The organism is Pseudomonas sp. PHC1 (assembly GCF_046487845.1).
GTDB classification, from domain to species: Bacteria; Pseudomonadota; Gammaproteobacteria; order Pseudomonadales; family Pseudomonadaceae; genus Aquipseudomonas; species Aquipseudomonas sputi.
The window spans coordinates 18,812-34,635 of the sequence record NZ_JBJXHJ010000012.1; the positions used below are offsets into that span (position 1 = coordinate 18,812).

20 protein-coding genes are annotated in these 15,824 nt (G+C 56.3%); 11 read left to right on the forward strand and 9 right to left on the reverse strand.

The window, feature by feature from the left end:
* Window positions 1–77 precede the first annotated feature (77 nt).
* Entirely contained in the window at window positions 78–518 is a 441-nt protein-coding gene (locus ACKJSM_RS16585) for a carboxymuconolactone decarboxylase family protein (RefSeq protein WP_236182970.1), read from the forward strand.
* A 45-nt stretch (window positions 519–563) separates the two neighbouring features.
* On the opposite strand, the gene ACKJSM_RS16590 is transcribed toward ACKJSM_RS16585, so the two are convergent.
* Entirely contained in the window at window positions 564–878 is a 315-nt protein-coding gene (locus tag ACKJSM_RS16590) for a hypothetical protein (RefSeq protein WP_236182969.1), read from the reverse strand.
* A 150-nt stretch (window positions 879–1,028) separates the two neighbouring features.
* Here ACKJSM_RS16590 and ACKJSM_RS16595 point away from each other — a divergent pair, with 150 nt between their 5' ends.
* The 3 genes from ACKJSM_RS16595 to ACKJSM_RS16605 are packed head-to-tail and all read left to right on the forward strand — an operon-like array spanning window position 1,029 to window position 3,268.
* Entirely contained in the window at window positions 1,029–1,748 is a 720-nt protein-coding gene (locus ACKJSM_RS16595) for an STN domain-containing protein (RefSeq protein WP_410238302.1), read from the forward strand.
* Window positions 1,745–2,296 carry an RNA polymerase sigma factor gene (locus ACKJSM_RS16600; RefSeq protein ID WP_011334580.1) on the forward strand — a complete coding sequence of 184 codons (552 nt, stop codon included), beginning with the start codon at window positions 1,745–1,747 and terminating at the stop codon, window positions 2,294–2,296. The genes ACKJSM_RS16595 and ACKJSM_RS16600 overlap by 4 nt, the downstream gene beginning before the upstream one ends.
* 33 nt (window positions 2,297–2,329) lie before the next feature.
* Window positions 2,330–3,268, forward strand: a complete 939-nt coding sequence (locus tag ACKJSM_RS16605) for a FecR family protein (protein WP_410238303.1) — start codon at window positions 2,330–2,332, stop codon at window positions 3,266–3,268.
* Here ACKJSM_RS16605 and ACKJSM_RS16610 read toward each other — a convergent pair whose 3' ends face one another.
* Together ACKJSM_RS16610 and gspH are read right to left on the reverse strand one after the other, a co-directional pair.
* Window positions 3,269–3,877: a prepilin-type N-terminal cleavage/methylation domain-containing protein gene (locus ACKJSM_RS16610; RefSeq protein WP_410238304.1), complete on the reverse strand. Its 609-nt coding sequence runs from the start codon at window positions 3,875–3,877 to the stop codon at window positions 3,269–3,271.
* Entirely contained in the window at window positions 3,874–4,326 is a 453-nt protein-coding gene (gene gspH, locus ACKJSM_RS16615; RefSeq protein ID WP_108562333.1) for a type II secretion system minor pseudopilin GspH, read from the reverse strand. The genes ACKJSM_RS16610 and gspH overlap by 4 nt, the downstream gene beginning before the upstream one ends.
* 133 nt (window positions 4,327–4,459) lie before the next feature.
* Between gspH and ACKJSM_RS16620 the strand changes: the two genes are divergently transcribed.
* From ACKJSM_RS16620 to ACKJSM_RS16630, 3 genes are all read left to right on the forward strand, one after another.
* On the forward strand, window positions 4,460–4,891 hold the full coding sequence (locus ACKJSM_RS16620; protein ID WP_410238305.1) for a type II secretion system protein N: 432 nt from the start codon (window positions 4,460–4,462) through the stop codon (window positions 4,889–4,891).
* Window positions 4,892–5,206: 315 nt separating this feature from the next.
* Complete coding sequence (locus ACKJSM_RS16625; RefSeq protein WP_410238306.1) at window positions 5,207–5,689, forward strand: hypothetical protein; 483 nt, start codon at window positions 5,207–5,209, stop codon at window positions 5,687–5,689.
* Window positions 5,690–5,807: 118 nt separating this feature from the next.
* Window positions 5,808–7,256 (forward strand): hypothetical protein, encoded by a 1,449-nt coding sequence (locus ACKJSM_RS16630; protein ID WP_410238307.1) that lies wholly within the window; start codon window positions 5,808–5,810, stop codon window positions 7,254–7,256.
* A 12-nt stretch (window positions 7,257–7,268) separates the two neighbouring features.
* Here ACKJSM_RS16630 and ACKJSM_RS16635 read toward each other — a convergent pair whose 3' ends face one another.
* Window positions 7,269–8,654 (reverse strand): IS4 family transposase, encoded by a 1,386-nt coding sequence (locus ACKJSM_RS16635; protein WP_410238308.1) that lies wholly within the window; start codon window positions 8,652–8,654, stop codon window positions 7,269–7,271.
* Between the two features lie 236 nt (window positions 8,655–8,890).
* A complete protein-coding gene (locus ACKJSM_RS16640) occupies window positions 8,891–9,373 on the reverse strand; it encodes a GNAT family N-acetyltransferase (protein WP_410238309.1) in 483 nt (160 codons plus the stop codon).
* A gap of 544 nt (window positions 9,374–9,917) precedes the next feature.
* Here ACKJSM_RS16640 and ACKJSM_RS16645 point away from each other — a divergent pair.
* Window positions 9,918–10,277, forward strand: a complete 360-nt coding sequence (locus ACKJSM_RS16645) for a DUF6124 family protein (protein WP_410238310.1) — start codon at window positions 9,918–9,920, stop codon at window positions 10,275–10,277.
* A 236-nt stretch (window positions 10,278–10,513) separates the two neighbouring features.
* Here ACKJSM_RS16645 and ACKJSM_RS16650 read toward each other — a convergent pair whose 3' ends face one another.
* Both ACKJSM_RS16650 and ACKJSM_RS16655 read right to left on the reverse strand, forming a co-directional pair.
* On the reverse strand, window positions 10,514–11,083 hold the full coding sequence (locus ACKJSM_RS16650) for a LemA family protein (protein WP_410238311.1): 570 nt from the start codon (window positions 11,081–11,083) through the stop codon (window positions 10,514–10,516).
* A 3-nt stretch (window positions 11,084–11,086) separates the two neighbouring features.
* Window positions 11,087–12,196, reverse strand: coding sequence for a hypothetical protein (locus ACKJSM_RS16655; protein WP_410238312.1), 1,110 nt, complete (start codon window positions 12,194–12,196; stop codon window positions 11,087–11,089).
* A gap of 299 nt (window positions 12,197–12,495) precedes the next feature.
* On the opposite strand from ACKJSM_RS16655, the gene ACKJSM_RS16660 reads away from it, so the two are divergent.
* Entirely contained in the window at window positions 12,496–12,711 is a 216-nt protein-coding gene (locus ACKJSM_RS16660) for a hypothetical protein (protein ID WP_410238313.1), read from the forward strand.
* A 206-nt stretch (window positions 12,712–12,917) separates the two neighbouring features.
* Here ACKJSM_RS16660 and ACKJSM_RS16665 read toward each other — a convergent pair whose 3' ends face one another.
* Together ACKJSM_RS16665 and gspI are read right to left on the reverse strand one after the other, a co-directional pair.
* Window positions 12,918–13,280, reverse strand: coding sequence for a DUF6124 family protein (locus tag ACKJSM_RS16665; protein WP_410238314.1), 363 nt, complete (start codon window positions 13,278–13,280; stop codon window positions 12,918–12,920).
* 376 nt (window positions 13,281–13,656) lie between these two features.
* Window positions 13,657–14,034, reverse strand: coding sequence for a type II secretion system minor pseudopilin GspI (gene gspI / locus ACKJSM_RS16670; RefSeq protein WP_410238315.1), 378 nt, complete (start codon window positions 14,032–14,034; stop codon window positions 13,657–13,659).
* A 259-nt stretch (window positions 14,035–14,293) separates the two neighbouring features.
* On the opposite strand from gspI, the gene ACKJSM_RS16675 reads away from it, so the two are divergent.
* On the forward strand, window positions 14,294–15,214 hold the full coding sequence (locus ACKJSM_RS16675) for a halovibrin HvnA (protein ID WP_410238316.1): 921 nt from the start codon (window positions 14,294–14,296) through the stop codon (window positions 15,212–15,214).
* Window positions 15,215–15,361: 147 nt separating this feature from the next.
* Entirely contained in the window at window positions 15,362–15,820 is a 459-nt protein-coding gene (gene gspG, locus ACKJSM_RS16680) for a type II secretion system major pseudopilin GspG (protein ID WP_007959380.1), read from the forward strand.
* Window positions 15,821–15,824: the final 4 nt, after the last annotated feature.

Below are 15,824 nucleotides of genomic sequence, written 5' to 3' on the forward strand. Positions count from 1 at the left end.
TTCGTGGAATTGGGGCTGTAACGTTGCCCAACCAGCGCCTACCGTGAAATCACTCTTCTGCTGCCCGAGGCCCGCCCATGTCCCCGCGTCTGGATTACTACAGCGCTTCACCCAAAGCCATGAAAGCGATGATTGGCCTGGAAGCGCTGACCAGCAACCTGAGCATCGAACCGCCGCTGTTGCACCTGATCAAGATCCGCGCCTCGCAACTCAACGGCTGCGCGTTCTGCACCGACATGCACTCGGTGGAGGCGCGGCGGACGGGAGAGAAGGATCGGCGCCTTTATGCCATCGCGGTCTGGCGCGACAGCAGCTTCTTCAGCCTGCGTGAGCGGGCCGCACTGGCGTGGACCGAGGCGGTGACGCTGCTGGCGGAAAGTCATGTGCCGGACGACGTCTATGAGCAGGCGCGGACGCAGTTCAACGAAGGCGAACTGGTGGACCTGACCATGGCCGTCAGCACCATCAACAGCTGGAACCGATTGGCGGTGAGCTTCCGCCAGATTCCCAGTGACTGATCTTTGGATCTTGATCGTTCCCATGCAGAGCGTGGGAACGATCAGTTAGTTCGGTGGCCGCTGTGGTTTCACCGACGTGCCAAACGTGTTGCCCATCCGCGTAGCCGTGGCCGCCGGCGTCGCCAGCCCCACCTGATTCGGCGGCCGCTTGTTGACCGGCACATTCATCGCTTCCTGATTCTTCTGCGCAGCCGCCGCGCCGTCGGGGTTGTTGCCCATCTGCTGGCTCAGACAGTCGTAATTCGGCGCCTTGTAACCTCCCACCGTCACTTCAACGCAGCCCAGCGGCTCCTCCGCGTATGCACCGCCCAACACCGCCAGCCACATCCCGCCGAGGGCGACTTTCCAGACTGATTTCATGCCTGCCTCCTGGCCGGCCCGAAGGGGCCGCTCTAGCACAAGAGTCTAGTGCAACGGCGGCGCCGATCCCGTGATGGTTTTTTTGCAGTGGCCGTCACACCAGATTCATAAACAGCCCTCAGGATGACGGTTTTCAGGGGTGCATCAGTCGTGCAGCGAGGCCGTGCCAGGGACGAATTTGCGCGCTCAGCGCTCGTGCGCCAGCTCTGTCTGGGGCTGCTGCTTGGCTTGTTTCTGAGCCGCGCCAGCGCCGACCCGATGCCGGCGACGATGCGCATGACGCTGCACATCCCGGCCCAGGAGCTGGCCCGCGCCCTCGAACAGTTCAGCCGCGCCACCGGCATGGCGGTGCTGGTCGACAGCCAGTTGAGTCGCGGTCGTCGCTCGTTGGCAGTGGAGGGCGAATTCACCGCCGCCGAAGCGTTGCGCCGGATGCTCGGCGGCAGTGGGTTGATGGCCAAGTACAGCCGCGACGACGCGTTCACCTTGCAAGTGGCGCAAGTCGAGGACGTACCAATGCCGGCGGAGAAACCGACCCCCGCCAGCGCAGCCGTCAACCGCAGTTACGCCACGGCGGTGCAGGCCGCGATTGAACGCAACCTGTGCCGTTCGCCGCTGACCCGGCCCGGCAGTTTTCGCGCGGTGTTGCAATTGTGGATCGGCCGCGACGGCGTGGTGCAGCACAACCGGTTGGTCACCACCACCGGCGATGTTCGGCGCGATGCCGCGCTGGTAGACAGTTTTCACACGCTCAAGATCGACCGGCCCACACCCGGCGCATTGCGCCAGCCAGTCACGTTGCTGTTGTTACCCGAATCGTCAGGAAAGCGCATGGAATGCACACAATGGGAAGGAGTTTCCGGGGGATGAAAGACGCCGGACAAAGTTCGATGGTCCAGCTGTTCCTGACGTCCTACGAGGACTTTCGGGTGCGCCTGCGACGCCGTCTCGGCTCGGAGGACCTGGCCAACGACGTGCTGCACGAAACCTACCTGCGGGTCGACCGCATGGAAGCGCCGCCGAACCTGCTGCGGCCCAACGCCTACCTCTATCGCATGGCCCTGAACATCGCCGCCGACCGCCGCCAGGCCGATGCGCGGCTGCTCACCGGCAGCGAAGTCGAAGAACTGCTGCAAGTCAGCGACGAAGCGCTCGACCCGATGCGCGTGGTCGGCGGCCAAAAGGAAATCCAGTCCCTGCTCAGCGCCCTCTACGAACTGCCGGCCCGGCGCCGTCGAATCTTCATCGCCGCACGCCTGGAAGAAGCGCCGCACCTGGAAATCTCCCAGCGTTTCGGCATCTCCACGCGCATGGTCGAGAAGGAAATCAAGGCTGCCCTCGGACACTGCGCGGCCAAACTGGAAAGAAAAGTGTTTCAGCGGTTCGGTCGCGGGGCCGGAAAACCGTCTAGTGAATGAAGCTCCCGATCAACCCGTCGAGTACCTGCGCGTTTGAACATCTTCCGTCTGACACCTGCCGAGCCCGCGCCTGCCGAGCGTCTGCAAAGCGAAGCCCGCGACTGGCTGATTCTGCTGACTTCCGGCCGCGCCACGGTCGCCGACGCCCGGGCGCTGCGCCAGTGGTGCGCGCAAAGCCCCGAACACGCCCGCGCCTTCGAAGAGTGCAAGGCGTTGTGGCACCTGCTGCAACCGGCAGCGGAAGAATTGCGGGCACCACGACGGTTTGGACGCCGGGCCTTTCTCGGCGGCGCGATTGCGGCGTCAGCGGCGTTTCTGTTGGTGCGCGGCACGATACCGGGCGGGTTCTCCGGGCTCGGCGCCGATTACATCACCGAAGTCGGCCAGCAACGTCGCGTCGAACCGGCCGATGGCCTGAGCCTGGAACTGAACACCCAGACCCGCATCAACCAGCGTTCGGTGGATGAGGGCGTGCAAGGCTTTGAACTGGTCAGCGGCGAAGTCGAAGTGCAGACCGCGCGACTGCCGATGGCGATGCAGGCCGGTGGCGGTTGGCTGCGGGCGAGCAGGGCGCGGTTCAACCTGCGCAACCTCGATCAACAGGTGTGCGTGACCTGCCTCGATGGTGCGGTGGATGTGGAAGTCGAAGGCCGCAGCCTGCGCCTGGAACCAGGCCAGCAACTGACCTATGACGCAAAACAAGTCGGCACCGTACAAAGCGTCGACACGGCGGCGGTGATGAACTGGCGTCAGCAGGTGCTGGTGTTCAACGGCGCGACCCTCAGCCAGATGATCGACGAGATCAACCGTTACCGCCCGGGGATGTTGCTGCTGCTCAACCGCGAACTCGGCCAGCGCCGCGTACAAGCACGTTTCTCCCTCGACCAACTGGCCGGCGTAGGCGCATTGATCCGCGATGCCTACGGCGTCAAATGCACCGAGCTACCGGGCGGCGTAGTCGTCCTCAGCTGATCACTGCAAGGGCCCCATCACCTGCCGGTACTTCTCCGGCCCTTGCGGTGTTTGCCGGGTCAACCGTACCTCCAACCCCAACGGATCCTCCCGCCGATTCCCGCTCAACTGCCGCCACCCCTTATCCACCTCCCAAACCCGCACCTGCAAATCACTCACCTCACCCAACACCGCCACGCCAGCCGTCGGCGCCGGCAACGGATAGCGACTGCGCGCCGGCGCCACCGCGCGATACAACGTGTCCCCCTTGAGCCACCAGCGCACCCGCTGCAACGCCCCCGGCTGATCCGCCGCGCTCCGGATGATGTCCAGCCGAAACCCCTTGCTGTCACTGCTGCGCACCGTAACGGCAGGCGGGGCCGTCGCCGGTTCATCCTCGGTGCCGACCTTCTTCGGCTCCGTCAGCTCGATCCCCGCGCGCATCTCCACATCCCGTTGCATCTGATTCAACGCCCGCAACAGGCTGTCACTCTGCTCACCACTGGCCTGCAAATGCTTGGCGGCGCGGGTGACGCTGTCCAGCCCCTTCCAGGCAATCAGACTGACCACCGCCATCAACAGAATCGCGACCATCACCTCGATCAGCGTAAAACCTTGTTGTCTGTTCATTGCACGCTAATCCGGCCCGAAGCATCGCGCAGCACACTCAACCGATTGAGCCCGTCAGACAGCGTCAACTGCAGCGGCGGATTGATCCACTCCGCGTTCAGCACCACCTTCTGCTTCGGCTCCACCCGCACCGCAAGCTTCGGACTCTGCCAGGGACGCGGCCGCAACTGCGGGTCCCGATCGAAATGATCAAAACCCTTGCCACTGTCACTGCGCCGACTGAACCGAAACCCCTTGCCATCGCTCAACCACGCAATCGGCCGGCCATCGGCGCGGGCCTCAGCCTGAGCAATCTGCAGCAACTGCGCCACGCGCTCGGCGTCCTTGCGCAGCAACTGCAACGGATCGGGCTTGATACTCAGACTGATCGCCGCACTGGCGATGCCGATGATCACCAGCACCACCATCAACTCGATCAGCGTAAAACCCTGCTGCCTGCACCGGTTCATCGAAAGCGCACTCCCTTGCGTCCAGCCCCGTCCCAAAAAACCATCCTGCACGGCCAACATGTAAGGCGTGTGAAATAAAACCGTGAGAATTGCCGCGTAGTCTGGTCACCGGGACTAAAAGGAGATTCAGCCCATGAGATTCACCGCACGCTTTTCACCCCCCCAACTCACCCAGGCCGCCGCACTGCTGGCCGCCCTGGTCGGTATCGCCATCTGGTCATCCCTGCTCCTGACCACCGCCGAATCCCACACCCCGGCGGCTACGCCGCAACTGCTTGCGGCGCGCAGCGATAACCCCGCGTTGCAGTGGTTTTCTAACCGCACGGCGCCGGTGGAGATCAAGGTCAGCGGCGTGATGGCGGGGAGTCGCGGGGCGGTGGCGATACTCAGCCTGAATGACGGGCCGCCGAGGAGTTTCTTGCAGGGGGAGCGGGTGAGTCCGGGGGTGAAGTTGGTGGCGGTGGAGGGGGATGGGGTGGTGATTGAGCAGGGGGGGGAGAGGGTGAGGTTGGGGGTGGAGAGGTTGGGGGAGGGGGTGGAGATGCCTAGGTTGGTTAGGCCGTGATTTGTACGTATGAAGGAAATTTGTAGATGTTATGTAGGTTCGAGTGAATCCGTATCGAAAGAGAAAGGACAAGCAAAAAATATTTGGAGTTCCCTATAGTGGCAGTTGGACATTCGGTGATTCAGGGTCTATTAAGTCAGGAGCATTAATTGGTGCGATTCCGTTGGTCGCCAGCTTCATTGCGTCTCACGGTCACGAATATTGGTCAATCAACATCCAGAGCTGAACGGAGGCATATTGACTCGCATTGCTTGTCTTGGATGGGGCTCCTTAATTTGGGATCTAAGGGATTTTCCGATTCGAGGGGGATGGAATGTGGATGGCCCACTGATACCGGTAGAGTTCGCCAGGCAATCGAAAGATGGGCGAATTACACTCGTTTTAACTGAATCCGCACAACCTGTTTCCTCTCTGTGGGCACTAGTGGAGTCATCAGATCTCTCCTCTGCCGTTGGGGCTTTAGCCTTTCGTGAAGGTATTCGAGGGGAAAAAAATGTGGAAAAGCACGTCTGTAGCTGGTCTGCCGGTCAGCCTTCTCCAAGACTGATTCCAAGTCTAGCCGAATGGGCTGGAGCACATGACGTTCATCAAGTGATATGGACCGGTCTCCCCCCAAAATTCGATGATGAAGAAATCACGCCCACAGCGCTGCAGGTAGTCGAGTATCTAGAAAAGCTCACTGGCGAACGGCGAGAGGCAGCAGAACAATATGTCCGTCTGGCACCGAAGCAGATTGATACCCAATATCGGCGTTGCATTGAGTCGTCGCTCCATTGGCATGCTAAAAGCAGCGAATAGAAGGCTAGCCGCTCAACAGTCAAAGCTGCGGAATATTGGACTTTGCACCACCCAAGATTTGGTAGGTAGATTGAAAATAACCCAGGAACGTTATTTTGTTTAAGGATGCTAGATATTAATGGCAAATAAAAAGATATTAACCATTGGGTTTTCGCTAGCTAGTGACCAAACTGAAACCTGTGAATTTGATTCAGATATGTCTCTTCTAGATTGGGATATAGTACTTTTTAAGCCGGATATTAACGATTATCTCTATAGGCGTGAGAGTACCTTTGAAGGGAAGCCATGCTTGTCAGACGATCAATCATTCAAGCTGAAAGCACAGTCCGAGCATTGGCGGAGAGAAATAAAAGCGGCTATTGAACATGGAAAACTAGTCTTGGTTTATTTGAGCGAGCTAACCCAGTTAAGTGTCGCGACAGGAAAGAAAGAGTACTCTGGTACCGGTAGGAATCAAAAGGTTACGAGGATTGTAACAGGATATGATAATTATCAATCTATCCCGTTAGTCTTAAAGCCAGTAACCTCAAAGGGAAGGGAGATAAAGCTTGCGGATAAGAATTTCGAATGTATCTCCTCCTACTGGAACGAATTCTCAAGTGTCTCTTCGTATAAGGTTTTTATTGAGGGTGAAGTAGTACCATGTCTGTTGACTAGACATGGTAATAAAGTAGTGGGTGCTATTTACAGGTCGAAAAATTCTAATGGTGCATTGTTATGTCTGCCTGATATTGACTTCTATCCTGAGTCGTTTTTCGTCGGCGAGGAGGACGAAGAGAATGAAGGTGATTGGACGCCAGAAGCGATGCAGTTTGCATCAAGGATGATAAATGCGATTGTTTCGATAGAGAAAGCCTTGCGATCCGCTGCGGAATTAACTCCTGAGCCAGACTGGGCAAGGGATTCAAAATATAAGTTAAGTAAAGAAGCGGTAGTGTCTGAGAAGCTTCTGGAAATAGAAGGGAAGCTTGAAGCTATTCAAGCTGAAAAAGAGGCTGCGATTGATGAGATAAAAGACTTGGCTAGACTCAGGAATCTTTTATTCGAAAAGGGTAAGCCACTGGAGCTTGCAATTTTAGATGCTTTAAAAATAATCGGATTCGAAGTGTCACAATTCGATAATGGTGAATCTGAGTTTGACGCTGTTTTTAAGTCTGACGAAGGCAGATTGATTGGCGAAGCTGAGGGCAAGGACAATAAAGCGATAAACATCGATAAGCTTCGGCAGTTGGCGATGAATATACATGAGGATCTTGAGAGGGAGGATGTTAGTGAACCGGCAAAGCCAGTATTGTTTGGCAATCCTTATAGGTTGCAACCAGTAGGTGATAGGTTGGAGCCATTTACAGTGAAGTGTGTTTCGGCAGCAATTACAAGTTCTACCGCGCTTGTGTTTACCCCAGACCTCTTTCTTGTTGCGAAATATTTGAGTGGTAAAGCGGATAGTGCATATGCGGCGAGATGTCGAAAGGCTATATTGGCATCTGTGGGGAAAGTTGATTTTCCCGATGTTCCAAAGGAGACGGCTACAGAGACTGAGCAAGCTAATGCTGAAAAAGGGGTGTGATGTGAATGGCACTTACTTAACATGTTTAGCATGCCCGTTCTTCCTTACCTCAGCCCTTGCTGACCGACGTGACTTGGTCAGCAAGGGGTAGGCTTGAGGTCTTCGTTTTATGGCTCGCGGTTCGATACGACCAGGTCGATTTCCAACGCGTCTTTGCGCTATCAGCATCAGTAAGTTCGCCAGACCATCCTCGTCTTCAGGACTCCCATATTGTCGTAGCGCCAGCCATAGCTGAAGGCTGTGTTTGAAGCTCAGTTCGCGAGGTAAGCAGTCCGCTAAGAGAGCCGATTGGGCCATGAGCATTCGGATCAGATTGTAGGCCAACAGATAGACCCATAACTCCTTGACGGCCATGCCCGGGGTTTTGCAGCTCAACCTTCCAAGGCCCAGCGTGGCCTTGAGATTTCGCAAGTCCAACTCGACATGCCATCGCCCCTTGTACAGCGATTTGAGAGCTGTTTTGGGTGTCTGCTTCGGGCAATGCAAGGTGGTCACCAACGTTTTTCCGCCAGTCTTCAACTCTCGCACTATCAGCCTTCCAGGGGCCTGTTCGTAATGTGTTTGACTCATCCAGGGCGGCCTTCTTTCGGGCTTTTTCAATTCGATCAAGTGGTCTTCCGAACCGAGACTTTGGCCCAGACGAAAGTCCGTGCTGCGCCGTCGCGCGCCATATTGTTCGAACACGCCATCGATACCTCGTCGCTGCAACTCGCACAGCAGAAAATAGGTCGCGTAGTAAGCGTCGCCCAACAAGATGTCGCCTGTTTTCAACGTGCCGAGCATTGATCTGAGCAGCGTCTGTTCGTCGCCGCCCTTACCTCGGAAACGTCCAAGTGCGGCATCTAAAACGGCGCCACTGGAGAGGCAAACGAGGCCCACCACTCGACACAACGGAAAACCAAGGCCAACTTTCTGCCCGCGAGATTGCGGATAGGCCCCCTGATTCGCAGCGGTATCGGGCATCGAGACGGTTGTCCCGTCGACAAGGCGTACAGGTCGCCCCATCCATCGCCATGAAGGCGGCGCCTGATCACTGATAGACGAACCGGTCTGTCGAACCAGCATGGAAACCATCTCTACCGGCAAGCGTTGCCTGGCCTTACAGAAAGCGCCCGTGCGAGTGCTATTGGGTTTCATGCCGCTACAGGATCGCTTGATGGAGAAATCGTTGACGGCATTCTGGCAGGAGCGATCGGCGCTCATCGCTTGAGCCAGGAACATCGACAGAGCTTCCGTTGGCGGATACAAGCGCTCCCGATGCTCTGGCAGTGCTGACTCAACGCGCTGCAGCAACTCGGGAGCCGTGAGCAGGTTGAAAAAAGCATAGGCATCACAATTCGAAGCATGGCGGCGAAAACGTTGCTGTTGATGCTGGAGAATTTGGCGTCTACGATCCATGTGGGCTGTGTCCTTGGTTTTCTGGTGTGTGTTCGCAACTATCACCGTAGACCAAGGCCAGCCCTTCTTCATTTTTTGCTTTCAGCTCAATCGGTTAGCTGTTAAGTAAGTGCCATTCGGGACAGATCTATTTTCCAGAAAATAGATCAGCCCCCTTCGTTCATAGTCCCCTTTGTTCATAGGTGGATGCCCATCTAACGGTGCAACATCTGACGGGGCGCCGTATCAAGATCTGCCTAGTCGCCCAAATCACCGGCATTACCGTTAGCCCGAACATAATAATTATCGAATTCGCCGCTTTCGACGAACACGAAGCCATGGCGAGTGTAAAAACGATTTGAAGCGCTTTCCTTGAGAGCACCGACCTTGATGGGACGCCCGATCTCATCAGCCTCTCTGAAGATCTGAGTAAGAACTTCAGAGCCGATTCCTGCTCCTTGAGCACTGGGTATCACATACAAATGGTCAAGCAAAAGCTCGCTCTGGTGGTCTTTGATTACGACAAAACCGACCAGATCACCTGATACTTCTATGCGGCGAGTGCTGTTAACGTCGAACCCAGCAACAAATCGTTCGCGCGCACGATCTGGGTTAAATCGTCCAAGCCGTTCAAGGCTCTCGCGCATGGCCTCAATCCTGATGGCCACCAGATCTTCCAGGTCGTTAATGGAAGCTGCGCATAAAACGACAGCGGAGATTTGATCAGCGGAGGCTGGCATAACAAGCACCCTAAACATGGCCGGTCGGTCATTATGCAGAGAACAGATTCCGCATAACCACTACTGCTTCGGTTCAATGGAGGCGATGGCTCCAAATCAGCTTCAGGGGGATGTGTTCGCCGGACGCTTACGTTTGTTGGAGCAAGGAGACGGATCTGTCGTGGGGGCCGAGACGCAATGAGAATTCCGATAAACACCAACGTTTAAAAAGACATCTCCAGACACTCTCTCAGGCTACATATCCTTGCGCCGTTGCCTACAGCTACGCCAGAATCCGCCGGCTTGTGCGCCTTGGGGACGGGTTCTATTGTGGTGCGGTCGCTGACGAATCAGTGATCGGATTTGACCGTCCGCCCAACATCAAGGCGCACCAGCGTTCTGCACGTGTTCAGGCATTGTCTGAAATCATGTCGCGGTGGCTGTGCGTGGGACACCTTCGGGTGTGCCGGATTCCTTGATGTCCGGTCGGTCAACCCGCGTACAGCTGCCACCCTGTTTGTTTGACCGCGAACGGTGGCAGCTCCAGTCATCAAGGAGCTTCACCATGATCAAACCAACACCCAACCCGCCCGAAACCGACTCGGTTTCCCCCTACGAATCCATCGATTCCAGAAAACTCCACGAAGCCGCCGACCGCGCGCTCGACCATTACCTCTGTCCGCCCGGCTCCACGCCGCCTCCACGTAGAGCCCGCGGGATGTATGCCGTGACGGCGGACAACAAAAACGAAGAACTGCTGATTGATGCCAGTGAAACGCTCGCTTCAGCCCAAACCATTGCCCAAAACATCGCCAGTCTGGTGCCGGCTTCGCAGCGTCGGGCGTTGGTGGGCATTACGCAGTTGATCATGCTCGGGGAGTTGGCGGTGAATCGGGCGTTGGATAATTTGCAGTTACCGGGGTGATGCTCGGATCTGGAGCACCTGGTTATTAATTGGGTGTTCGTTCTGGCGCCTTCGCGGGCAAGCCCGCTCCCACAGGGTTTGGGGTGAATGCACAATTTACGGGCGCCCCAAACCTGCAGGAGCTGCCGTGGACTGGCTCCCACAAGGTTATGGGTTGGTCACGGATATCGTGTTCGGCCAAGGAGGGAGCTTCAGACCATCACCCTCACGGGTGATGGTCTGAAGCGCTACGGGTGTTAGATATTCGGGGTGTAGGAGAAACCTTGCGAAGCTTCGGTATCGGTGAACGGTGTGACGCGAGTTTTTTTGTTGAACAGGCCATTGACGATTGAGGCTGGGAACATTTCGATGGCGTTGTTGAACAGTTCGACGTTGCGGTTGTAGATGGTGATGGCCGCGCCGACGTTTTCTTGTTGTTCGGCAATTTCACGCATCATGTTGTTGGCTGCTTCGGATGCTTTAAGGTCAGGGTAGGCCTCGAAAGCGATGCGCAAACCACCCATTACTTCCCTCGACGCGGTTTCAACGTTGGTGAGTGCGTTGCCGTTCGCGCCAGCAGGAAGGGCGTGAATGGCGCTGCGCAGGCCGGTGATTTTTTCGAGGAGGCTGGACTCAAAAACCATGAAATCTGCGAGCACTTTTTGCAGCTGATCGAGAACTTTTGTCTTCTGGCGTTCGTAAACCAGGACGTCCGACCAGGCACGTTGTACCCCGTTATGTCGGGCAATGATGTCGTTGTAGATGCCCAACCCCACCAAGATGATGATTACAGCGATAACAGCGGAGAGGATGAGTGCAATGTCCATGGCTTACTTCTCTTTGCATTTGTTTGGGGGAGAGGCGGTAAAGGTAAAGTTGTCATCGTGCAGCTCAGAGAGTGCGTGGCTCCATTGGAGCACAGACTTCAGGCGCGGCAGTTTTACACCCGCAGCAATTTCTGCGTAAAACTCGTTGGGTGAAGCCAGCGAATACTCTGTGCTGAACGCGAGCAGGTCGCTGCTCGCGAAGCTGAGGCAGAACAAGCCATCGTCGGAGAACTCCAGGTTCGGACGATCGAGGATTTCCAATAGCTTCAACAAATGCAGCACTGTCGAAGGCTTGATGAATTTCGCGCAGAGTATCTCGCTCTGACCTGTCAAACAGAACGATTTATTGAAGTCCGGAGAAGCTGTGTCCATCGACCATGAATAGTCGTTCTCTGATTGGTCATCGGATCTGACCGATATCCCGGTAACCCAGGGAAAGTCGAAGACCAGACTGTACCGGTCGTAGTGGTCATACACCACTCGAGTCTCGGTTCTGGTTTTGCCATCTTTGTCCGTCTCCGTGACTTGCTCCGTCCGTTTGTTGACGTAGTGCAAATGGCGGTAGTGATAAGGGAGATCGCGCAGCTTGCCGGTAAACACGCCCTCTAACGACTCAACCAACTCGCGGCTGTAGTTGCCCCGGCGGTAGTCACCAAATTGCGTATCCAGTTCGTGGAGGGTGCAGTGCGAGTTTTCTTCCAGGAACATCAACCTGTTGTGGAAGTAGGAGGACAGTGCAGCAATTTTGCGGCTGAGCGATGGCAAGCGATCAGCCTTGGATTTCATCCATTTTATGCTCCCAATGGCGAACCCGATGCCTAGCACACCAGTGACTGCGCCGACCAAGCCAGGCTCAATTTGCAGACGGCGAAAAAAAGAAACCACTTGATAGGTGTCGATATAGCAAAAAAGGGCTACAGCGCCCGCTATCAATAGCAGGCCAGTACCAAAAAACCACCATGCGCGTGTGCAATTGAATTTGAGCGGGCCATCGTACGAGGCGAACTCGTAAATCACCTTCAATAGGTCGGCTGTGGATTCAGCGCTGTCAGTACTGGCTTCGTTTACAGCCAGCAACTCGCTAAATCTCGCGTTCTGCGACGTGTTGGGCATGTCAGGTATCCATTGATTCAGCGATGCCCGGTGCGGGAGCAACGGCCCGGATTGAGGATTCGATGATATTCATGATCTGTCAGAAATTTGAAAAAGGAGGGGACGATACCATTTTCATGGCAATGATGGCTTCCGGCCTCTGCTTGAGAGAGATCGTCTGCATCCGGCAGCTCGATAACCGCTTTGCGTCAGTGCCAGTCTCTAAAACAATGCATGCATTGGCGCGCACGCCAAGACCTTAACTGCCCTGAGCAGTGAGGGCAGTGGGCAAGCTTTTGTTCGCACATAGGTGCCATTCGATGGCGGAAGTACTCCCCAACGATATTCGGATCAATATCTTCTCGCCGGACGATCTCATCTACTACGGCTTGGTCACCCTTCTCGTGGAAGACCCCAATGATCGCGAGCGTTTCAACCGATGGACAGTAAGCCGTAATGAGCTCGCCGCATCGATTACAAACACGTTGACCATGGCCATTAATCATAAATTCGCTTCAGTATCGGGAATTGGATAAGCCGTTTTACTAGACGCTCGGTGCAGAGGCAACGGACGCTAATGGCCAAAAGCAGTAGATCGTGAATGGCAGAAATGGGTGATGTCTCAATCTGTCGTTGAAACGTGCCGGAAAAAATTTGACCGTCCCTTTGGCGGAGGCTGTCAGTTACACCTGGCAACCTCCACCATTTTGTTTCCGCTTATTGAGCTATGGCGGTCAACCGCTTACGCCTTCACCTCAACATGATCCAACGCCTGATTCACCGCCAACTCGCTCAACATCACCAACTGCGCAATCCCGATCGCAGTCTTGCGATGGGCGGGCTCCAGCGTGGCCGCAAAGTTGTTGAGCATTTCGCTGGCCGATCCCAGTGATTCGCTGGCATTGGCCAGGAGGGATTCGGTGTTGTAGGCCGGGTTAGCCAGGTACATGGGGTCGTGTTTGGTGTGGCTGCCCATGATGCGTTGTTGCGGGGTGAGGTAGTGGTCTAGGGCGCGTTCGGCGGCTTCGTTGAGGGTTCGGGAATCGGGGAATTTGTAGGGTGAAACCAGATCGGTTTCTGGTGGGTTTGGTGTTGGTTTGAACATAGATGTAGCTCCATATGGGACTTAAGGAGCCATCACTCTCGCTACCAAACGAGTGGTGGTGGCCATACGAAGGTTGGTAGACCGGCCCATATGGAAAATCCGGCGCGCCCGAGGGCGCCCTGCGCATGGCCACCATAAGACGGATGCCGAAAGAGCATCTGCGCTAGGTGACGTTATGCGTCATATGGGAGGTCGGGCTACCAAACCCGATCACTGGTTTTCAGTGACCCGGAAACGATAAGACCCGCACCCCAGACGCACAAGCCGGCGGATTCTGGCGTAGTCGTAGGCAATGACGCAAGGCGTTGTAGCCTTGGGGAAGTAACGCTGAGTGTCTTTAAACAGCATTCAAAAGTCGGTTAAACAGACGCAGGCTTCAGTCCTGAGGCCGGTTCAACAACGTCTCCAGCCGAGCCAACGGCGGCGCTTCCTGGTTGCGGTCGAAGACCTGGAGGCCGACCTTGAGCAAGCGGCCGTTTTCCGCGGCAGAGATGATCTGCTCGCAGCGCAGCATCAACCGCCCCTGATCGCAATCCTGCGCTTTCATGCCCATTGGCAACTTGCCTTCCAGCCGCAACTCCGCCATCCGGCTCTGCGCCGCAATCATCGCGATCGAGCGATCCCGCAAAACCCCGCTGCTCTGCGTCATCAACCCCGCCACGCGCACGGCGGCGGACATGGCGACGGCGATGATCGCCAGCGCCACGAGCACTTCAATCAGGGTGAATCCGGCTTGTGGGGCTTTGTTGGGCATCGGGACATTTCGATGGGCAGGACGTTGCACTGTAAACATCGGAGTTGACCGATTGCTGACCAAAGCTCCCGAGGACGCTAGACCGTTGGTCGCTACTGTCAGATCTGACAGTAGCGACCCTTTTGTCAGTGGGATTTGATTGAGGCGTCCCTGAAAAAGCTCTGTCTGGCGGGTACTTTTGCAGAGGGTTCGAAGGGTATCCGCCAGTTGGAATTGCGTCTGTCGCTGGCCACGTCCATTCGAGAGAGGAATTTCACTGATGAGAATGCTCACGGTTGTGATGCTGTGTCTGTTGGTTGGCTGCACCCGCCAGCAGCAGGCCCCCGATGATCTGCAGCTTCAGCAAGCTACCCTTGACGGAGCGGCAACGGCCGCCAAGCTCCAGGCACTGTATAACGACACTCGTACCGATTGCGGCGGTCCGTCCCGGCCTGCGTTTCTGTGCGCCGGTGTCGTGGGAAGGGCAACCGTGAAGTCGACGGCCTACCATGTCTGGAATCCAAGCCCGACCTCTGTGCAGCAGGGAAGGGTGTCATGGTCCTGGTTGCGGCGTGATTCGTCGTTTCGAACTTTTCTCTACAACAACGGCTATTTCGTTTATCCGATCTTCGACAGCCCGGCTGACAAGATCGATTTCGACTTTTACTGCATCTTTCCCATGAATGCCGGTACCAGCGGCCGTTCTGAAAACGGTTGTGGTGCGTCAGCTTCACAACCGCTCACCAGCCGGCCTTGCCATATTCAGGGCATCACCACAGCCCAGCAATGGATGACCAACTACCGCAACAACAAGGCGCAATGCGGCTTCAATGTCCGCGAAACGACGGCAGGCAATCACTCGGCGTCAGCCTACATTGAAGGCATACGCGCGATGGCGTTGTTGGGGGCCACTTCGTTCCAGGGCTGGAATGAAGTCGTCAGCGGCATCTGGCCGCAAAACATTCATCGCACCGTGCCGGTGTGGGCGTTCTTCTACACGGGCAGCGGCCTGCCGGATGCTCAATACAACCAGAAGGATTTCTATACGGCTTCAGGGGGGATCGTGGCACCGATCATCCGCGTGACCATGCCTGCGGTGCAGGGGGGCAGTGCCAGTTTCCAGTTTTTCAGCGGGGAACAGGTGGTAGGCAAGTGGCAATCAACGAACCCAGCGAAAGGCACCTATGCAGGTACGCAGTGACAGGTGCTGCGTAAGGCTGGTCGGCGACCGGGCAGTCGCCGCCTAGCCACTATTTAGATGACTTTTCCTCCCGAGGATTTTCAACATCCCTGACATATCTTCTTGCAACACTGCGCGTCGAATCGAATCAAGCCAGGGAATGACGAGATGGATATCGCGCAATTCAAACAGCCCAATCGACCGAGCCGGATGCCCCGTGGGCAGCAGGGTTTTACGCTGATCGAGATCATGGTGGTCGTGGTGATTCTCGGGATTCTGGCGGCGATGGTGGTGCCCAAGGTGCTCGACCGGCCGGATCAGGCGCGGGCCACGGCGGCGAAGCAGGACATTGGCGGGTTGATGCAGGCGCTGAAGCTGTATCGCCTCGATCACGGCACCTACCCGAGCCAGAGTCAGGGCCTGAAGGTGCTGGTGGAGCGGCCGGCCGATGCGAAGAATACCAACTGGCGCTCGTACCTGGAGCGCCTGCCGAATGACCCGTGGGGTCGTCCTTATCAGTACCTCAATCCCGGTGCCAACGGCGAAATCGACATCTTTTCCCTCGGCGCTGACGGCCAGCCTGACGGCGATGGCGTGAATGCCGACATCGGTTCCTGGCAGTTGTAAGGCC

Coding starts and splice junctions, on each gene's coding strand:
- ACKJSM_RS16585 (WP_236182970.1), top strand. CDS start 78: ATGTCCCCGCGTCTGGATTACTACAGCGCTTCACCCAAAGCCATGAAA.
- ACKJSM_RS16590 (WP_236182969.1), bottom strand. CDS start 878: ATGAAATCAGTCTGGAAAGTCGCCCTCGGCGGGATGTGGCTGGCGGTG.
- ACKJSM_RS16600 (WP_011334580.1), top strand. CDS start 1,745: ATGAAAGACGCCGGACAAAGTTCGATGGTCCAGCTGTTCCTGACGTCC.
- ACKJSM_RS16610 (WP_410238304.1), bottom strand. CDS start 3,877: ATGAACAGACAACAAGGTTTTACGCTGATCGAGGTGATGGTCGCGATT.
- gspH (WP_108562333.1), bottom strand. CDS start 4,326: ATGAACCGGTGCAGGCAGCAGGGTTTTACGCTGATCGAGTTGATGGTG.
- ACKJSM_RS16620 (WP_410238305.1), top strand. CDS start 4,460: ATGAGATTCACCGCACGCTTTTCACCCCCCCAACTCACCCAGGCCGCC.
- ACKJSM_RS16630 (WP_410238307.1), top strand. CDS start 5,808: ATGGCAAATAAAAAGATATTAACCATTGGGTTTTCGCTAGCTAGTGAC.
- ACKJSM_RS16635 (WP_410238308.1), bottom strand. CDS start 8,654: ATGGATCGTAGACGCCAAATTCTCCAGCATCAACAGCAACGTTTTCGC.
- ACKJSM_RS16640 (WP_410238309.1), bottom strand. CDS start 9,373: ATGCCAGCCTCCGCTGATCAAATCTCCGCTGTCGTTTTATGCGCAGCT.
- ACKJSM_RS16645 (WP_410238310.1), top strand. CDS start 9,918: ATGATCAAACCAACACCCAACCCGCCCGAAACCGACTCGGTTTCCCCC.
- ACKJSM_RS16650 (WP_410238311.1), bottom strand. CDS start 11,083: ATGGACATTGCACTCATCCTCTCCGCTGTTATCGCTGTAATCATCATC.
- ACKJSM_RS16655 (WP_410238312.1), bottom strand. CDS start 12,196: ATGCCCAACACGTCGCAGAACGCGAGATTTAGCGAGTTGCTGGCTGTA.
- ACKJSM_RS16660 (WP_410238313.1), top strand. CDS start 12,496: ATGGCGGAAGTACTCCCCAACGATATTCGGATCAATATCTTCTCGCCG.
- ACKJSM_RS16665 (WP_410238314.1), bottom strand. CDS start 13,280: ATGTTCAAACCAACACCAAACCCACCAGAAACCGATCTGGTTTCACCC.
- gspI (WP_410238315.1), bottom strand. CDS start 14,034: ATGCCCAACAAAGCCCCACAAGCCGGATTCACCCTGATTGAAGTGCTC.
- ACKJSM_RS16675 (WP_410238316.1), top strand. CDS start 14,294: ATGAGAATGCTCACGGTTGTGATGCTGTGTCTGTTGGTTGGCTGCACC.
- gspG (WP_007959380.1), top strand. CDS start 15,362: ATGGATATCGCGCAATTCAAACAGCCCAATCGACCGAGCCGGATGCCC.